Origin of the sequence: Kitasatospora sp. NPDC088264, assembly GCF_040685715.1 — a bacterium.
Taxonomy (GTDB): Bacteria; Actinomycetota; Actinomycetes; order Streptomycetales; family Streptomycetaceae; genus Kitasatospora.
Genome location: NZ_JBFBIR010000016.1, coordinates 130,274 through 146,357 on the forward strand (window position 1 = coordinate 130,274; position 16,084 = coordinate 146,357).

16 protein-coding genes and 1 tRNA gene are annotated in these 16,084 nt (G+C 72.0%); 8 read left to right on the forward strand and 9 right to left on the reverse strand.

Translation table 11 applies throughout. From position 1 onward, the window contains the following. Positions 1–308: 308 nt before the first annotated feature. From AB0O82_RS15790 to AB0O82_RS15800, 3 genes are all read right to left on the reverse strand, one after another. Positions 309–1,148 (reverse strand): chaplin, encoded by an 840-nt coding sequence (locus AB0O82_RS15790; RefSeq protein ID WP_363583935.1) that lies wholly within the window; start codon positions 1,146–1,148, stop codon positions 309–311. Positions 1,149–1,511: 363 nt separating this feature from the next. Then, positions 1,512–1,757, reverse strand: a complete 246-nt coding sequence (locus AB0O82_RS15795; protein ID WP_363583937.1) for a chaplin — start codon at positions 1,755–1,757, stop codon at positions 1,512–1,514. Between the two features lie 246 nt (positions 1,758–2,003). Further along, on the reverse strand, positions 2,004–3,335 hold the full coding sequence (locus AB0O82_RS15800) for a M20/M25/M40 family metallo-hydrolase (RefSeq protein ID WP_063346934.1): 1,332 nt from the start codon (positions 3,333–3,335) through the stop codon (positions 2,004–2,006). 291 nt (positions 3,336–3,626) lie between these two features. On the opposite strand from AB0O82_RS15800, the gene AB0O82_RS15805 reads away from it, so the two are divergent. After that, positions 3,627–3,714 (forward strand) — tRNA-Leu (locus AB0O82_RS15805). 208 nt (positions 3,715–3,922) lie between these two features. Here AB0O82_RS15805 and AB0O82_RS15810 read toward each other — a convergent pair. After that, on the reverse strand, positions 3,923–5,599 hold the full coding sequence (locus AB0O82_RS15810; protein WP_363583940.1) for a DUF6297 family protein: 1,677 nt from the start codon (positions 5,597–5,599) through the stop codon (positions 3,923–3,925). A 5-nt stretch (positions 5,600–5,604) separates the two neighbouring features. Beyond that, a complete protein-coding gene (locus AB0O82_RS15815) occupies positions 5,605–6,342 on the reverse strand; it encodes an ATP-binding cassette domain-containing protein (protein ID WP_363583942.1) in 738 nt (245 codons plus the stop codon). Positions 6,343–6,808: 466 nt separating this feature from the next. Here AB0O82_RS15815 and AB0O82_RS15820 point away from each other — a divergent pair, with 466 nt between their 5' ends. The 7 genes from AB0O82_RS15820 to AB0O82_RS15850 all read left to right on the forward strand — a co-directional run bounded on the left by AB0O82_RS15820 (position 6,809) and on the right by AB0O82_RS15850 (position 12,358). Further along, complete coding sequence (locus AB0O82_RS15820) at positions 6,809–6,982, forward strand: cypemycin family RiPP (protein ID WP_350878031.1); 174 nt, start codon at positions 6,809–6,811, stop codon at positions 6,980–6,982. A gap of 106 nt (positions 6,983–7,088) precedes the next feature. Next, positions 7,089–7,934, forward strand: a complete 846-nt coding sequence (locus AB0O82_RS15825; protein WP_363583944.1) for a hypothetical protein — start codon at positions 7,089–7,091, stop codon at positions 7,932–7,934. Next, the gene (locus tag AB0O82_RS15830) at positions 7,934–8,845 is read left to right on the forward strand and encodes an alpha/beta hydrolase (RefSeq protein ID WP_363583946.1); all 912 of its coding nucleotides are present in this window, start codon (positions 7,934–7,936) and stop codon (positions 8,843–8,845) included. Before AB0O82_RS15825 ends, AB0O82_RS15830 begins: the two co-directional genes overlap by 1 nt. Beyond that, positions 8,842–9,372, forward strand: a complete 531-nt coding sequence (locus AB0O82_RS15835) for a hypothetical protein (RefSeq protein ID WP_363583948.1) — start codon at positions 8,842–8,844, stop codon at positions 9,370–9,372. The genes AB0O82_RS15830 and AB0O82_RS15835 overlap by 4 nt, the downstream gene beginning before the upstream one ends. A 17-nt stretch (positions 9,373–9,389) precedes the next feature. Continuing rightward, entirely contained in the window at positions 9,390–10,034 is a 645-nt protein-coding gene (locus tag AB0O82_RS15840) for a flavoprotein (RefSeq protein ID WP_363583950.1), read from the forward strand. Positions 10,035–10,111: 77 nt separating this feature from the next. Further along, positions 10,112–11,593 (forward strand): NAD(P)/FAD-dependent oxidoreductase, encoded by a 1,482-nt coding sequence (locus AB0O82_RS15845; protein ID WP_363583952.1) that lies wholly within the window; start codon positions 10,112–10,114, stop codon positions 11,591–11,593. Between the two features lie 93 nt (positions 11,594–11,686). Beyond that, entirely contained in the window at positions 11,687–12,358 is a 672-nt protein-coding gene (locus tag AB0O82_RS15850; RefSeq protein WP_363583954.1) for a PHB depolymerase family esterase, read from the forward strand. Between the two features lie 25 nt (positions 12,359–12,383). On the opposite strand, the gene AB0O82_RS15855 is transcribed toward AB0O82_RS15850, so the two are convergent. The 4 genes from AB0O82_RS15855 to AB0O82_RS15870 form a co-directional block, all read right to left on the reverse strand. Beyond that, positions 12,384–13,106 (reverse strand): YukJ family protein, encoded by a 723-nt coding sequence (locus AB0O82_RS15855; protein ID WP_363583956.1) that lies wholly within the window; start codon positions 13,104–13,106, stop codon positions 12,384–12,386. A 247-nt stretch (positions 13,107–13,353) separates the two neighbouring features. Further along, complete coding sequence (locus AB0O82_RS15860; protein ID WP_363583957.1) at positions 13,354–14,739, reverse strand: chloride channel protein; 1,386 nt, start codon at positions 14,737–14,739, stop codon at positions 13,354–13,356. Positions 14,740–14,943: 204 nt separating this feature from the next. Next, positions 14,944–15,642 carry a TetR family transcriptional regulator gene (locus AB0O82_RS15865; protein WP_363583972.1) on the reverse strand — a complete coding sequence of 233 codons (699 nt, stop codon included), beginning with the start codon at positions 15,640–15,642 and terminating at the stop codon, positions 14,944–14,946. Positions 15,643–15,775: 133 nt separating this feature from the next. Then, positions 15,776–16,084: acyl-CoA dehydrogenase family protein (locus tag AB0O82_RS15870; protein WP_363583958.1), on the reverse strand; the 309-nt coding region annotated here is incomplete at its 5' end.

The following is a 16,084-nucleotide window of genomic DNA, read 5'->3' on the forward strand; positions in this document are numbered from 1 at the left end:
GCCGCCGCGGGGATGGACGGGCGGGGCGCCTGGGTGGGGAAGGCCCAGGCGGGAGGCGGCCGGGTCGGGGAGCTCCGGATCGGCGAGCTCCGGGCCCGGGAACGCGCCCGTCGCGGTGGGGATCTCACGCCGGGCTTTCGAGCCGGGGCTTCACGTCATGTCAGGCCTTGATGCGGGTTCTCACACCGGACCTCCGCCCGCCCGCGGCCGCCCGTACCTCCAGGCGGCCGCGGGCGCGTCACGCTCCGGCCTCGTGCTCCGGCGGCGCCGCGGGGGTGTGGCGCCGCGGGATGTGGCCTACCGGCGGCTCAGCGGGCCCCGGCGCGGGCGCGGCGGTAGAGCACGCCGCCACCGAGCAGCAGGGCGAGACCGGCGGCGCCGAGCAGTTCGACGTCACCGGCGCCGGTGGAGGCCAGCTGGCTGCCGACGGCGCCGCTCGGCGAGGAGGCGACGACCGGGGCTGCGGCGCGGGCCGCGACCGGGGCGACCTGGCCGCTCGCGACCGGCGCGACGGCGGGGGCCGAGTGTGCGCCGGCCTCGGGGGCGGTGGACGGGCCGCCGTTGCGCGGGTTGCCCGGGACCTCCCCGCCGGCCTGCGGCGGGATGGACGGGCTGTGCTTCTCGGGGCAGTCGTCGACCGGCTTCGGGGCCGGGGCGGGCTGCGCGACGTTGGCGCAGTCGTTGCCGAAGGCCGGGTTCCCGACGCCGACCACGTCGACGGAGTTGCCGCAGGCGTTGACCGGGACGTGCACGGGGGCCTGGATGCTGTTGCCGGAGACCACGCCGGGCGAGTTGGCGGCGACGCCGGAGGCGGACGTGCCCGAGGCGGAGGAGCCCCGGCCGGAGCCGGTGTTGGCCCCGGGGCCGGTGTGGGAGCCGGAGCCGGTGTGGGAACCGGAGCCCGCGTGGGAGCCGCCCGGCTTGGCGGCCTCGGGGTGGCCGCTGACGTTCGCGCAGCGGTTGCCGTAGGACGGGTTGAGCACGCCGATCACGTCGACGGTGTTGCCGCAGGCGTTGATCGGCACCTCGACCGGCACCTGCACCGAGTTCCCGGAGGCGACGCCCGCCGATCCGGCGGCACCTCCCTGGGCCTCGGCACCCGCGTAGGCGTAGCCGGCGGTCGAGGCCAGGACACTGCCGGTGGCCACGACCGTGAGGATCCCCTTCTTGGCTACATTCCTCATCTTTTCCCCTGACGTATCGAGAACGACGTGACGACCTTGACGTAAATACCTTCCGAAAGTCGGAATTTCCGTATATCCGGATATCCGGCAAGGTCTTCGACTGCACAGGAGTTAACGAGAGAGCGGCGGAGAGGTTGAGCCGAACGAACCAACTTCACCCGATCGAGCGATTGCCCTCTTGTTTGCCCCTCCGCACCCAGCTCCCTGCACCCAGCTCCCCTCACTCCGCACTCCGCACTCCGCATGCAAGCGGCCCCCGGGCGGCGCGTCCGCCGCCCGGGGGCCGAATGAGTCGGCTCAACGAGCCTCAGCAGCTCGGAGCGTGACTCAGAAGTTGGCGCAGTGGTTGCCGAACGCCGGGTTCAGCACGCCGATCACGCTGATGGTGTTGCCGCACAGGTTGACCGGGACGTGCACCGGGATCTGCACCTGGTTGCCGGAGACGACACCCGGGGAGCCAGCGGCCACACCCTCGGCGCCGGCACCGCCGTGAGCGGACGCGACACCGGCGGCGGCGATCACCAGGCCACCGGTGGCGGCGGCAACAGCGGCGATCTTCTTGACCTTCATCATTCCTCCTGTATGGACAACGCAACCCGTTCGGCGGGTTGCACAGGGATGAACGAGGGTGTGGCAAACGGGGTACGGAACAGATTTGCCATTCACTCGCAACGGTGACGGTCCGCACACACGGTCGATCCGCATTTCCTTGCAGGATCGTTTCTGTTGATCTCCTTCGCTCTGTCCCAAATCATTAGCTCGGACAATGCGGACGGCCCGCCCCCGGCACTCCGGGAACGGGCCGTCCACCCAAGGTGCTCAGCAGGCGTCGAGGAACCGGTCCAGCACCCGGACGCCGAACTTCAGCCCGTCCACCGGCACCCGCTCGTCCACACCGTGGAACATCCCGGCGAAGTCCAGCTCCGGCGGCAGCTGCAGCGGCGCGAAGCCGAAGCAGCGGATCCCGAGGTCCTGGAACGACTTGGCGTCCGTCCCGCCCGACAGGCAGTACGGCACCGCGCGGGCGATCGGGTCCTCCGCCCGCAGCGCCGTCTGCATCGCCTCCACCAGCGCGCCGTCGAAGGTGGTCTCGATCGCCTTGTCCGAGTGCAGGCTCTCCCGCTTCACTCGCGGGCCCAGCACGCTGTCCAGCTCCGCCAGGAACTCCTCCTCGTAGCCGGGCAGGAAGCGCCCGTCCACGTGTGCGGTGGCCTGGCCGGGGATCACGTTCACCTTGTAGCCGGCGCCGAGCATGGTCGGCTGGGCGGTGTTGCGCAGCGTGGTGCCGATCATCTTGGCGATGCCGCCGAGCACCCGCAGGGTCTCGTCCATGTTCTCCGGGTCGAGCTCGACCCCGAGCGCGTCCGACAGCTCGTTCAGGAACGCCCGTACGGTCTTGGTGATCCGCAGCGGGAACTTGTGCCGACCGAGCCGGGCGACCGCCTCGCACAGCTCGGTGATCGCGTTGTCGTCGTTCTCCATCGAGCCGTGCCCGGCGCGGCCCTCGACCGTCAGGCGCATCCAGTGCATGCCCTTCTCGGCCGTCTCCACCAGGTAAAGCCGCACCTGGTCGTTGACCGTGAAGGAGAAGCCGCCGACCTCGCCGATGCCCTCGGTCACGCCCTCGAACAGCTCCGGGTGCTTGTCCACCAGGAACCGCGCCCCGTACGTGCCGCCGGCCTCCTCGTCCGCGACGAACGCCAGCACCAGGTCGCGCGGGGGCTTGCGGCCGGTGCGCAGCCGGTCGCGGACCACCGCGAGGGTCATCGCGTCCATGTCCTTCATGTCGACCGCGCCGCGCCCCCACACGCAGCCGTCCGCGATCTCGCCCCCGAACGGGTCGTACGTCCAGTCCGCGGCGTTGGCCGGCACCACGTCGGTGTGGCCGTGGATCAGCAGGCCCGGGCGGGAACGGTCCTCGCCCTCGATCCGCACCACCGTCGAGGCCCGCCCCTTGGCCGACTCGAAGATCTGCGGCTCCACCCCGAACTCCGCGAGCTGCTCGGCGACGTACTCCGCCGCCTTGCGCTCCCCCGGGCCGGAGCCGTCCCCGTAGTTGCTGGTGTCGATCCGGATCAGATCGCGACAGATCCCGGCGACCTCCGACTCAGCCGTCGCCCTCGGCCCCGCCGACTCGCTCCGCTCGCTCACGGTCACTCCTCGTCTTTGGCCCGCACCGACGCACCAGCGCGCCACCCCCAGGACCTGCACCCGGGCCGTACGAGCACGTACGCCCATCCTCCCCCAGCCCCCGACCCGGATCCACCCCCTGCGCGCCCCCGAAACCCCCTGGTCACGCCCCCGCCACACACTCCCCCTTGCCCCCGCCACCACCTCCATTCCCCCGCCCCGAACCGTTTTGGGACCCCAAGCCGATCTTTGCTACAGTTACATCTGTCAGCGCGGCCGACGAGAGAACGAAAGCCGCAAGGACAACACCCGGTCCGGGTGGCGGAATGGCAGACGCGCTAGCTTGAGGTGCTAGTGCCCTTTATCGGGCGTGGGGGTTCAAGTCCCCCCTCGGACACCAGCAAGACCCCTGTTGATTCAGGGGTCTTTTGCTTTTCCCGGCCGTCGTGTGACCAACCGCGGGACCGGCGGCCCGGCGAGTGGTGTCGGGTGGTGGTGGAGGTCTCCGCCGGGGAGTCGTGGCTTCGGGCATGGTGGTCGGCCGACCTCGTGGGGCCGGTCGATCCGACGTGACGGCGGGTCGGCCGGCCCTTGGCGTGGGGTCGGGGCTACCGGGTGTGGAGGCGGTGGGCGGTGCGCCGGACCCACCAGAGGGCGGCTGCGGTGACGGCCAGGGTCCAGGCGAGTTGTGCCGCGGCGTACGGGTGGCCCTGGGCTGCGGAGCGGGCGAGCGGGAACAGGAGGGTGCCGACCGCCAGCGGGCCGCGCAGGTACCAGAGCGCCACCTGGCCGGGGCCGGTGTTGCCCATGGGGGTGTTGACACCGATCGTCAGGTGCATGGGCACGACGCCCCGGTAGGAGCTGACCAGCGCGGCCGCGGTGAGTGCGGGTACGGAGGCGAGGAGCGGGAGGAGTCCTGCGGCGCCCCGGCCGCCGAGCACGCACGCCAGTGCGCCGGCTCCGGTGAGCGCGAGGAGGAGGCCGCCGGGCACCGCCGAGTGCTGGAGGGCGAGCGACTTGAACGTCCAGGGCAGGTTGGTGGAGCGCCGCGGGTCGTCGCTCTCCAGCCGGGCCGGCTCGGTGAGTTGAGCGGCCGCCAGGTATTCGGCGACCAGGGACAGCACGACGACGATCTGCTGTGCGGTCGAGGTGAAGGAGGGGGCGGCCGCGGTCAGTCCGACGGCGAGCCCGCTCCAGACGGCGGCCCACCTCAGGCGGCGGGGGTTGCGCAGCAGGCAGGTGAGGTCGCGCCACGGGACCAGCAGCAGCCGGTGCCGCGGCACGGGGAGGCGGAGCCGGGGGGTGCTGCGCCGCTCCTTGAGCCGCGGTACTCCTGAGCGGGCCTGGCGGAGGTCGAGCATGAGGACGGACGTGCTGATCTGGGCGGCGACCGTCGCGCGCAGCCTGAGGGCGGCCTGCGGGATCGCGGGCAGTTCCCGCCAGGCGAGGACGAGGGCGACCACCGGGGTGCCGACCGACAGCACCGTGCCGACGGCGCCCGCCGTACCCACGAGGCCGAGCGCCCACAGGAGCGGTTGGGACGCCCACCCCCACGGGCCCGACCAGAGCAGGAGGTCCTGCAGCCAGCCCGTCCGCCCCTGTGTCCATGCCGTCCACACGCCGGCGGCGGCGACCGCGGCGAGGAGCCACCCCGCGGCGAAGACCCCGCGGCCGTAGCGGGACATCCACTGGTCGTTCCGCTCGACCAGGACGCCGACCGCGCTCGTGGTGAGCGCCACCGAGACGCCCGTCCAGGAGCCCGCGAGGGTCAGCAGGATCCACGACTGCGGGGCCAGGCCCTGCAGCAGGAAACCCGCGACCGCGCCGGCGACGCCGCTCACCACGGAGGCCAGCGCCACCGAGGAGCGCAGCCCCGGCGCGAGCAGGGCTCGCCGGTCGACGGCCGAGGGCAGCAGGAAGCCGGTCGTGGCCCGGTCCAGCAGGACCGGGCCACGCCACATCGCTCCCCGGGCGGTGAGCAGCAGGGCGAGGATCAGCACCGCCGGGATCAGCGCCAGGAGCGTCGCGGACGCCTGTTCCCCGATCTGCACGGGTGGCCGGTCGGCCGCCCGGGTCGAACTCGTCCACTGGAGCAGGGCGGGGACGCCCCAGCAGCCGCCCACCAGGAGGACCGTGTAGGCGATGAACCACGCGCTCCTGCGCTTCTCCTGGCGCGTGCCGCTCCGGGCTTCGCGCAGGAACAGCAGGGTGTCCGCGGTGCAGTCCCCCGACCTGTCGGGCACCCGCGCCCTCGTCCCGGTCGCGGGTGCCACGCTGTCGCTCAAACCGCTCATCCTTCCCCCCGCACCGCCCCGGACGGGCCCGAGTGCCCCGCACGCGAGCCGACTTCGACGATCTGGTCCGCGACCTCGTTCAGGGCCCGGTGGTGGGTGGCCATGAGGACGGCCGCTCCGCGGTCGCGGTGCTCCGCGATCAGGCGGGCGAGGGCGGTCCGGGCGTGGGAGTCGAGCCGCTGTTCCGGCTCGTCGAGGATGAGGAGGTCGTGCGGCCGGATGAAGGCGGCGGCGAGGAGCAGCGCCTGGGTCTGCCCGGAGGACAGGGCCGAGGGGAACTGTTCGGACTGCGCCGTGAGGCGGTGCGACTCCAGCGCCCCGTCGACCGCGGCATCGGCTCCGGCGCCCATGCCGTGCGACAGCGCCACGAGCCGCAGGTGCTCCCGCACGGTGAGGTCCGGATAGAACGCACCGGGATCCATCACCGACGCGACCCGCTTGCGCACGTCCAGGGAATCCTCGTGGATCTCCTCCCCGTCGAAGACGACCGACCCCGCGGAGGGTCTCTCCCGGCCGGCCGCCACGCGGAGCAGCGTGCTCTTGCCGGATCCGTTCTCCCCGACCAGGGAAACGCACTCACCACGGTGAATGCGGAGGGAGACCCGGTCTAGCACGGTGCTGTCACCGTACGCGTGTGTGACGTCGACGAGTTGCAGCAGCGGTGCGTCCGCCGCCTTGCCGGTTTTCTTTTTCAATCGACGAGCCGTCTTCTCTCGGATGATCGAAACGTTCATTTTCATACTTTTCTGAACATTGGGCCGATCATAGCAAGGCGCCCCAATCCTGCAAAGCCGACCCAAATACGCCCTCCGGACGGCCCGGCACGCACCCTCCGGTCGGCCCCGAGGCCGTCAAGTCAAATGGGGCGATTTGAGGCCATACGGACTGTTCGGCGGAATCCGCCGCCCGCCCGGATTCTCGATCAAGGCCTGACCTGCGATATCAATGATCAAATACAGGAGCATCCGGTGACTCCACAACAAAAGGGGCATTGCACAGAATTCGAAGAATGTCCGCCTACAATGGAATTGGTCAATTTCTTCGAAATTATCCGCCACCGATTCGCATTGTGCACACCATGAACACATCAAGGGTCTTCCCGTGGTTACCGGAACGACATATGGTCGAACGGCAGCGGCCGGCAGCGGGCGTCGGTCCTCTGCGGGTTGGCCGCTGTCTCCACCATCAAAAGGAGAAAGAGTGAACGCCACCGAATCGCGTGTCGAGTTCGTGACCGATGCCGTCAACGCTTCGTTCGCGGAGGCGCAGGAGGGTTTCGTGAACGCACACAACGCTCCCGCGATGACCACCCCCACCATCGTCGCCATATGCGAGGTCGTCGTGACGGGCAGCACGATCTGCCTCGGCTGCTGAACCACTGACCCACCGGTGACACCACCCATGTGAGCAGACGGGCCGGAAAGGGGGACGAGCGGTTCCCCTTTCCGGCCCCGCTCGACTGGAGCACGAGGACGCGTGAATGCCATTCACCAAGATCGTCAACGAGCCTTCCCACCCCATATCGCGCGAGGACGCGCATTACTGGACGCTGGCCCCGGCCGCGGTGGGCGAGATCATCAGCGGCCTCGAAGCCTTGACCAGGACGGCCGCCTACGGACCCAACGGCCTTTTGCAGGGCCTGAGTTCGAAACGTGATCGCAGCGTGGTCCCGCAGGCCCTCCGCAAGGCGATCGACAGCCGCGGCGGTGCCGTCGCCATCAAGGCCATGGGCGTCGTCGGCGGAGCGCTGACCCTGACCGGCCGCAGGAGCCGGGCGCAGCAGATCACCGGAGCCGGCCTGATGCTGGCCTCCAGCGGCCTGAGCAAGTACCGCACCTCGTTCGGCAGGGACGGGGCGGACCACATGGCCGCCCTGATCTGCGGCTACCGCCTGCTCACCGCCCTGGTCCCCGAGGCCGAGAAGTCCGACGACCTCTTCCTGCGCGCGGTCAACGCCCAGACCTTCATCGCCTACGTGACCGCCGGCGCGGCGAAGGCGATCTCCAGCACCTGGCGGTCGGGCGAGGCGCTGGAACAGGTCCTGCAGACCCAGCAGTACGGGGACAGCGCGGTCGCCAGGTGGCTGAAGAAGAGCCCGCTGCTGTGCAGTTCGATGACGTGGTTCACCATCGTCTGGGAGACCGGGTTCCCGGTCGTCTACCTGCTGGCGCCGGCGGACGCCCGCAAGGCCCTGGCCGGCGTCAAGCTCTTCCACCTGGGCATCGCCGTGACGATGGGCCTGCCGCGGTTCTTCTGGGGATTCAGCTCGGCCCACGCGGCGGTCCTCTACGCCGTGGACCGCCTGCCCAGGAACGGGGGCCGGTGATGAGGTTCGAACGCCAGGTGGTCGCCACCTTCAGCGCCGCCGCCGCGGTCAGCGCCTACCTCTCGTACATCCGCCTGGAGGAGGAGTACACCCGGCGCAGCGGACTCAAGGGGACCTCCCTGATCCAGGGCCCGGACGGCCTCGCGATCGAGTACGCGCTCGATGCCGGGGAGCTCGGTCCCACCGCCCCCGTCGCGGTCCTCGAAAGCGGCCTGGGCGCGCCGCTGGAGTCCTGGGACTGGGTGGCCGGGCTGCTCAGCCGGCGCTTCCGGGTCCTGCGCTACCACCGCAGCGGGTACTGGCGCTCGAAGAGCGGACTGCGGCCGGCCCAGTCGGTCGAGTTCCTCCTGCAACAGCTCGCGCCGGAGGGCGACGTCGTCCTGTGCGGCCACTCGATCGGCGCCCTCACCGCCATGAACGTCGCGGCGGAGTCCGCCTACGTGCGCGAGCGCGCCACCGTCCTGCACATCGTCGACGGGACGGACGCCGTACTCCTCGGTGAGGACCGCGGGTCGAAGCGGCGGGTGGCGCGCTACAACCAGGACACCGCGCGACGGCTGCTCGGCTCGGCCCTGGGCACCACCCGCTGGCTGACGAGCCCCACCGAGCGGGAACTCGAGTACCGCCCGGACATCCAACGGGCGTACCTGGCCTCGATCTCCAGCCCCCAGGTGCTGCTGGCGGCGCGCCAGGAGTACCTCCACGAGCCCCTCGCCGGCCAGGACTTCGTGGCCGCCGGCCCGCTGCGGCGCGTCGTCATCTCGGCCGCAAACAACACCGAGCAGCAGCGCAAGCTCAGCGAGCGGGTCGCCGCGGACTTCCACGTCGTCCCGGCGAGCAGCCACCGGTCCATCATCGCCAAGCCCGCCCTGGCGCAGCAGACGGCGGCGATCATCCTGGAGAACTCATGAGCGCGTGGCGCAGGACCGTCACGTCCCTGGTCAAGGCCGCCCTGGTGACGCACGTCGTGCTGACGGTCTTCGAGAACCTGCCCGACGACAAGCTGCCGATCAAGATGCGCCTGCCGTTCTTCCCCGACCTGCCGCAGTGGCGCTTCTTCGCTCCGAACCCCGGCATCGAGGACCTGTACGTCTTCTACCGCACGCGCGCGACGCCCGCGGACGGGTGGACCACGTGGGCCGACCTGGCCATGCGGAACGAGGCGAAGCCGCTCGCCGTGCTGTGGAACCCGGGGAGCCGGGTTCCGAAGGCGCTGTTCGACATGGCGTCGCAGGTGCGCACGCTCGCCTCGAACGGGGCCATGTTCGAGTGGATGCTGAACAGCGACGGGTACAACCTGATGGCCGGGGCCGTGCGGGACACGTGCAGGAGGAGCAGCGAGTCGGGGGACTACCAGTTCATGATCGTGGCGTCCGTCCCGACCGAGGGTGCCGACGGGATCAAGCCCATCATGATCTCGCCCGAACTCGCCCTGTGAACCGGGGGAACACCGAGATGCCCGAAACCGAAAGCACCGAAAACTCCGGAAGCGCTGCGAACACCGGAATCGCCGCAAGCGCCGGAAGTCAGGCGATCCCCGATCTGGGCGAGAAGCGGATCCTGTTCATCGTGACCGGATCCATCAATGCCGCGCTCACACCGTACTGGCTGCACTGGCTGCGCCAGTCGTTTCCCCGGATCACGAGCGATCTCCTGGTGACCAGGTCCGCACAGCGATTCGTGACGCTGGACGCCCTGCGCCGACTGGTGGGCGGCGACGTGTGGACCGACGACTACGCCGACCCCTCCCTCCCGGAATCCGCACACGTGGAGATCGGCGAACGCGTCGACGCCTTCGCCGTCTTCCCCGCAACGCTCGATTTCGCGATGCGGCTCGCCTCGGGAAACTGCGACACCCCCGCCACCATGGCGTTGCAGATCACCGAAAAGCCGATCGTGCTCGCCACCGCCTTTCCGGCCGGAAATGCCGTCGTCGAACACAACATGGAGCTCCTGCTGCGGCGCCCGAACGTCTCGGTCAGCCAGACCGTGGCGGCGTACAGCGTCGGGAAGCGAAAATGGGAGGGCGAGACCGGCTTCTACCTGCCGTCGGTCCTGAAGGAGCTGGAAGGAATGTTCGATGCAAAGGGCCGCCGGTAGCACCAGCTCCCGGTGACCGGCCGCCCCGCCCGTGGAATCCCGCGCGGCGGACCGACCATGAACGAGGCGGACCGACCATGAAGTGGAACAGGGACGTCGCGGTCGTGGGCAGCGGGCCGAACGGCCTGGCGGCGGCCGTCACCTTCGCCCGCGCCGGGCTGCACGTGGACGTCTACGAGAGCCAGGACGAGATCGGCGGCGGCCTGCGCACGCACGCCCTCTTCGACAGCGACGTACGGCACGACATCTGCTCCGCCGTCCATCCGATGGCCGCCGTGTCGCCGTTCTTCCGCCGGTTCGACCTGTCGGCCCGCGGCGTCGACCTGCTCCGGCCGGAAGCGTCCTACGCCCATCCGCTGGCGGACGGGCGGGCCGCCGTGGCGTACCAGGACCTCGACCGGACCTGCGACGCGCTGGGCCGCGACGGCGCCGGCTGGCGGCGGCTGATGGCACCGCTCATCGGCCGCAGCACCGAGATCGGGGAGCTCTTCCTCTCCGACTTCCGTTCCGTCCCCACGTCCCTGCGGACTCCGGCGATGCTCGCGTGGCGGTCCCTGGTCCACGGGACGGCGCTCGCCACCCACCGGTTCGCGACCGACGAGGCGGCCGCCCTCCTCGCCGGGGTGGCCGCGCACGCCGTCGGCAGGCTCCCCAGCATCGTCGGCGGAGCCGTGTCGGTCTTCCTCGGCCACCTGGCGCACAGTTCGGGGTGGCCGGTGCCGCGCGGCGGGAGCTCGGAGATCGCGGCCGGCCTGGCCGAGGACATCCGGCGCCACGGCGGGCAGATCCACACCGGTGCGCGCATCACCGACCTGGCGCAGGTGCGCGGTTCGCGCGTCGTCATGTTCGACACCGGGCCGAAGGAGTTCTCGGCCGTGGCGGGCGACCGGCTGCCCGCCGCCTACCGGCGACGGCTCCGCAGGTTCCGGTACGGGCCCGCGGCGGCCAAGGTCGACTTCCTGGTGTCCGAGGCGATCCCGTGGCGGAACACCGAGGTGGCCAGGGCCGCCACCGTGCACCTCGGAGGGTCGCAGGCGCAGATCTACCGCCGGGAGTCCGGGGTCGCCCGCGGTGTCGACGCGGGCGACCCGTTCGTGCTGCTGGTGGATCCCGGCGTCGCCGATCCCGATCGGGTCCGAGCCGGGAAACGGCCCGTCTGGGCGTACGCGCACGTGCCCAACGGGTACGCGGCGGACCCCACCGGCTCCGTCACGGCACAGATCGAGAAGTACGCGCCCGGGTTCGCCGAGACGGTCGTCGCCGCCCGGAGCACCAACGGCGTCCAGTACGAGGCGTACAACCCGAACTACGTCGGCGGGGACATCGGGGCCGGGGCCCTGACCCTCGGCCAGCTGCTCATGCGCCCGACCCCCCGGTGGAACCCGTACGCGACCCCGCTGCCCGGCGTCTACCTGTGCTCCGCGTCCACGCCGCCCGGTCCGGGCGTCCACGGCATGAGCGGCTACCTCGCCGCCGTCTCCGCGCTCCGCCGGGAGTTCGGCATCGCCGCGCCGCCCTCGCTCGGGCCCTGTCCGGCGTCTTTGCGACGTGAACCGTGACGGCGGCGTCATCAATCGGAGAGGCAGCTCGGTAAGGGTGGTGGTGGCGGCGGGTCCGCCCCGTGGAACCCCTGACGTTTTTGGAGGAGACCGATGTCCGCACCTGTTCAGCACCACCGCTTCGCCGTCGACGAGGACGGCAACGACCTGGGGTACGCCCTGTCGCTGCCGGACGGGTACGACGAGGGCCCCGGGCCGTGGCCGCTGCTGCTGTTCCTGCACGGCGCCATGGAGCGCGGCGAGGATCTGGCGGCGCTCGCCGTGCACGGTCCGGTGCGGCAGATCGCCGCCGGGGCGAAGCTGCCGTTCGTGGTGGTGGCCCCGCAGTGCCCGGCGCACAGCTCGTGGGTCGCGGAGGTGAGCGCGCTGGCGGCCCTGGTCGAGGAGGTGGCGCGGACGTACCGGATCGACCCGGACCGGCGGTACGTCACCGGGCTGAGCATGGGCGGCACCGGCACGTGGGCGCTCGCCGCCCGGTACCCGCGCCGGTTCGCCGCCGCAGTGCCGATCTGCGGGTCCGGGCTGAGCGAGGCGGCGCCGCGCCTCGTCGACCTCCCGGTGTGGGCCTTCCACGGCGGGGAGGACGACGTCGTCCCGGTCGCCCACACCGAGCGGGTGGTCGAGGCGCTGCGGGAGGCGGGCGGTCCGGTGCGGTTCACCCGCTACCCGGGGATCGGCCACGACTCCTGGACGCGGACGTACGACGACCCCGAGGTCTACGCCTGGCTGCTCGCCCAGTCCCGCCGGTCCCACAGCGCGGGCTGATCCGCCAGGATCGGCCGGACAGGACCTACTGCTGGGGTCCGGTCGCCTGACGGGGCCCGGTCCGGGGGCGGGTGGGGTGCGGGACGGACGCGGGCAGGGCGTGTCCGGTGCGGTCGTCGGTGTGCCAGGACTGCGACTGGAAGGCCAGGAACACCGCCGCCCACCGGCTCTCCGCCGGCAGGTGGATGAGCAGCGCGCCGTCCTGGTAGACGCCGTCGTCCGTCCGGAACCGCCCGCTGTTGCCCTGGTTCATGTGCACGTCGTGCACGCCGTTGCCGGGCAGGAAGCCGAACACCTGGTCCGGGACGCCGGGTTCGGGCCCGAAGCGCTGCCCGAAGACGTACACCGCGGCCGCCGGGTCGGCGATCGCCCGTTGGACGTGCTGGTCGAGCACGTCGGCGAGGTCGTTGTCCGGGCCCGGGAGGTCGGGCGGCAGGACGCGCATCGCCGCGGGGTCGAACAGGCGCCCGCGGACGAAGTCCAGGCTCGCCGTGCCCGGCCGGGACGGCAGCGGGTTCCAGCCGCTGCCGGCCGGCGGGAGGAGGCCGGTGACGGGGTGCCGGAAGTCCCCGACCGCGAGGTAGCGCAGGTCGGCGGGGGCCTGCTGGGAGAGGACGTTGACCGCCGCGCGGTAGTCGGTGCCCCCGGCGTCGCGCAGGTGGATCTGGTAGTGCGGGGTGTCGGTGGCGCCCTCGCGGCGCCGGTCGACGGCGGTGGCGGCGAGCACGCCGTAGTCGCTGATCGGCATGGGTGTCGTTCCTCGGTTCCCTGGCTGCTGGTCATGGTGCCCCGCCGGCCGGTCGGCCGGGGTGCCTCCGTTATCGCGCACCCCGCCGACCGGGGACCGTGGAATCCGCAGTTGTTCATCTGCCGTCCCCCGAAGGGATTTTCGCGCCGCAGAACGTTGACGTCGGGGCGCCGGCGCCTGGGGGCCGGGCGAGGGCTGGACGGGGACCGGACGAGGGCTGGACCGGGACCGGACGAGGGCTGGACGGTCAGTCGGCCGGTGCCGGCCTGCCCCCGCCGGGCGGGGCGTGGACGCGTCTCGACCGCCCCCGGACCAGCTCGCCGGTGACGAAGGCCGTCACCGCGGCGACGATCAGCAGCGGCATCGCATCGGCGGCCTGACCACCCAGCAACGCCGCCGCCAGCACCGTGCTGGTGACCGGAAGCCGGGTGACGGCCGCGCCGGAGGCGGCCAGTCCGGCGGCCAGCGCGGGCGCGGTGCCGAGGCCGGGCAGCGGCGCGCAGGCCGCCCCGAGCGCGGCACCGATCAGGATCGCCGGGAAGATCGGGCCGCCGCGCAGGCTGCCCAGGGCGATCCCCCAGCCGACCGTCTTGCACAGCACCAGGGCGAGCAGCGCGCCGATCGGCCAGGCCGCCGGGTCGGCCGCCAGCGCGCCCAGGGTGGCCTGCCCGGAGAGCGCGGCCTCCTCCGGTGAGCGACCGGTGAGCAGGGCGTACGCCGCGAGGCAGGCTCCGACGGCGATCGCACACAGCACCGTCCGGACGGCGGTCCGACGAGCGGTCGGCACCGGCCGGGGGCCGTCCGGATCGCCCGTGGTGAAGGCCTTGACCCGCCGGCCGAGGGCCTGCCCGGCCACGCAGACCACGGCGATCACCACCGCCAGCGGGACGCCCCAGAGGAAGTCACCCGGGTCCGGGACGCCGCTCTCGGGCACCCGCGGCAGCGAGAGCGCGCCGATCGACAGCCCGGTCCAGTGGCCGAAGCCGGTGAAGACCAGCGCACCGACCCCGCTGGCCAGCAGGCAGGGCAGGACCAGAGCGATCAGCCGCGGGCCGCCCAGCCCGGCCGCCTCGATCATCATCACGCCCGCCACCAGCGGGCTGCCGAAGATGGTGGAGATCGCGGCCGCCGCCCCGGCCGTGCCCAACACCGGTACCAGTTCCGGGTGTTGGGACCGCCTGGCGGACCGGACGGAGAGCAGCGCGAGGCCGCCGCCGATTGCCATCAGCGGCGCCTCCGGGCCGAGCACCGCGCCGAGCGGCAGGCAGGCGAGCGCGGCCAGCACCACGCCGGGGACGGCGCCCGGCGGGGTGGGCGGGCCGCCCAGCCCGTCCACCGGCACGTGGCCGCCGTGCCCGGGCAGCCGGGTGACCACGGGGGCGAGCAGCAGGCCGGCCAGCAGCAGCGCGGGCAGCGGCCACCACCAGGGGGCGCGGTCGAAGCCGGCGGTGACCGGCAGGCTCTCCCAGACCCAGTGCTGGAGTTGGTGCTCCAGGCCGACGAAGCCGAAGGCGACCAGCGAGACCGGGGCGCCGATCAGGGCGGCGACCAGCAGCAGGCCGAGGTAGCCCTTGCCGAGCAGCACCTGGCGCAGGGTGGGGCCACCGTTCTCCTGCTGGGGCGTCCCCGGCATCGCCGCTCCTTCGCGCTCCCGGGGCGCGCGGCCCCCGTCCTGCGACCGAGTCTCGCCCGGGGCCGGGCGGCCCGCACGGCGTGCGGCCCGTCAGCCGGGCGCCGGACGAGCGGAGTTGCGCCGTTCGGGTGGGAGCGCCCTCCGCAGCGGGTGGCGACCGGAGCGGGTCGGCGTCGGCCGGAGCCAGCTGATCGGAGCCGGCGGTCAGAGCCGGTGGGCGTCGCCGAGCGCGCTCTCGATGCCCTGGACCATCCGCCACAGCGGCGCCCGGCGGCTGGCGACCAACACCACCACATCGTCCGCCCCGGACTCCCCGGACTCCCCGCCCGCGCCGTTCTCGCCGCCCGGGCGGTCGTTCCAGGTGCCGGTGACGAAGGCCATCGCCGCGTCGACCTCGGCCACCCAGTCGCTCTCGCCGCCCGAGCGCAGCCAGGTGCGCAGGGCGTGGTTGTGCGCGGCGACGACGGCGGCGGCGGTCACGTCGGCGCGCAGCGGGCCGTCCGGCCGGTCGGCGAACCGGCCGCGCAGATAGGCCGCGAGCGTGTGCTCGTAGCGCCAGACCACGGAGAGCTCGTACGCCCGCAGGCCGGGGACCTTGCGGGTGAGGCGGTAGCGCTGGACGGAGAAGGAGGGCTGTTCGGCGTACATCCGCAGGACGAGCCGGGCCGCGTCGCAGGCGTGCTTGACCGGGTCCTCCTCGCCGGTGCCGGACTCCAGGAACTCCGTCATCTCGGCGAGGCTGCGCTCGTGGTCCGGGAAGACCACGTCCTCCTTGGCCGGGAAGTAGCGGAAGAAGGAGCGCCGGCCGACCCCGGCGAGCGAGACGATGTCGTCGATGGTGGTCTGCTCGAAGCCGCGTTCCAGGAAGAGCTCGAAGGCCGCGGCGACGAGCGCCTCGCGCATCGCCGGCTTGGTGGGCCCGTCGTTCATGGGCAGGTCCTGCTCTTCCTTCTCGCTCATTCCCGGAACATAGCATCGGCCCCGAACGGCCGGACCGGGTGCTCGGCCCGGCCGTCGGTGCACCTCGGAGGCGCTGTTACGGCAGGTTGCGGGCCATGACGATGCGCTGGACCTGGTTGGTCCCCTCGTAGATCTGGGTGATCTTCGCGTCCCGCATCATCCGCTCCACCGGGTAGTCCCGCGTGTACCCGTACCCACCCAGCAACTGCACCGCGTCCGTCGTGATCTCCATCGCCGCATCCGACGCGAAGCACTTCGCCGCCGCCCCGAAGAACGTCAGATCCCCGTCCCCACGCTGCGACTTCGCCGCCGCCGCATACGTCAGCTGCCGCGCCGCCTCCAGCTTCATCGCCATGTCCGCCAGCATGAACTGCACACCCTGGAA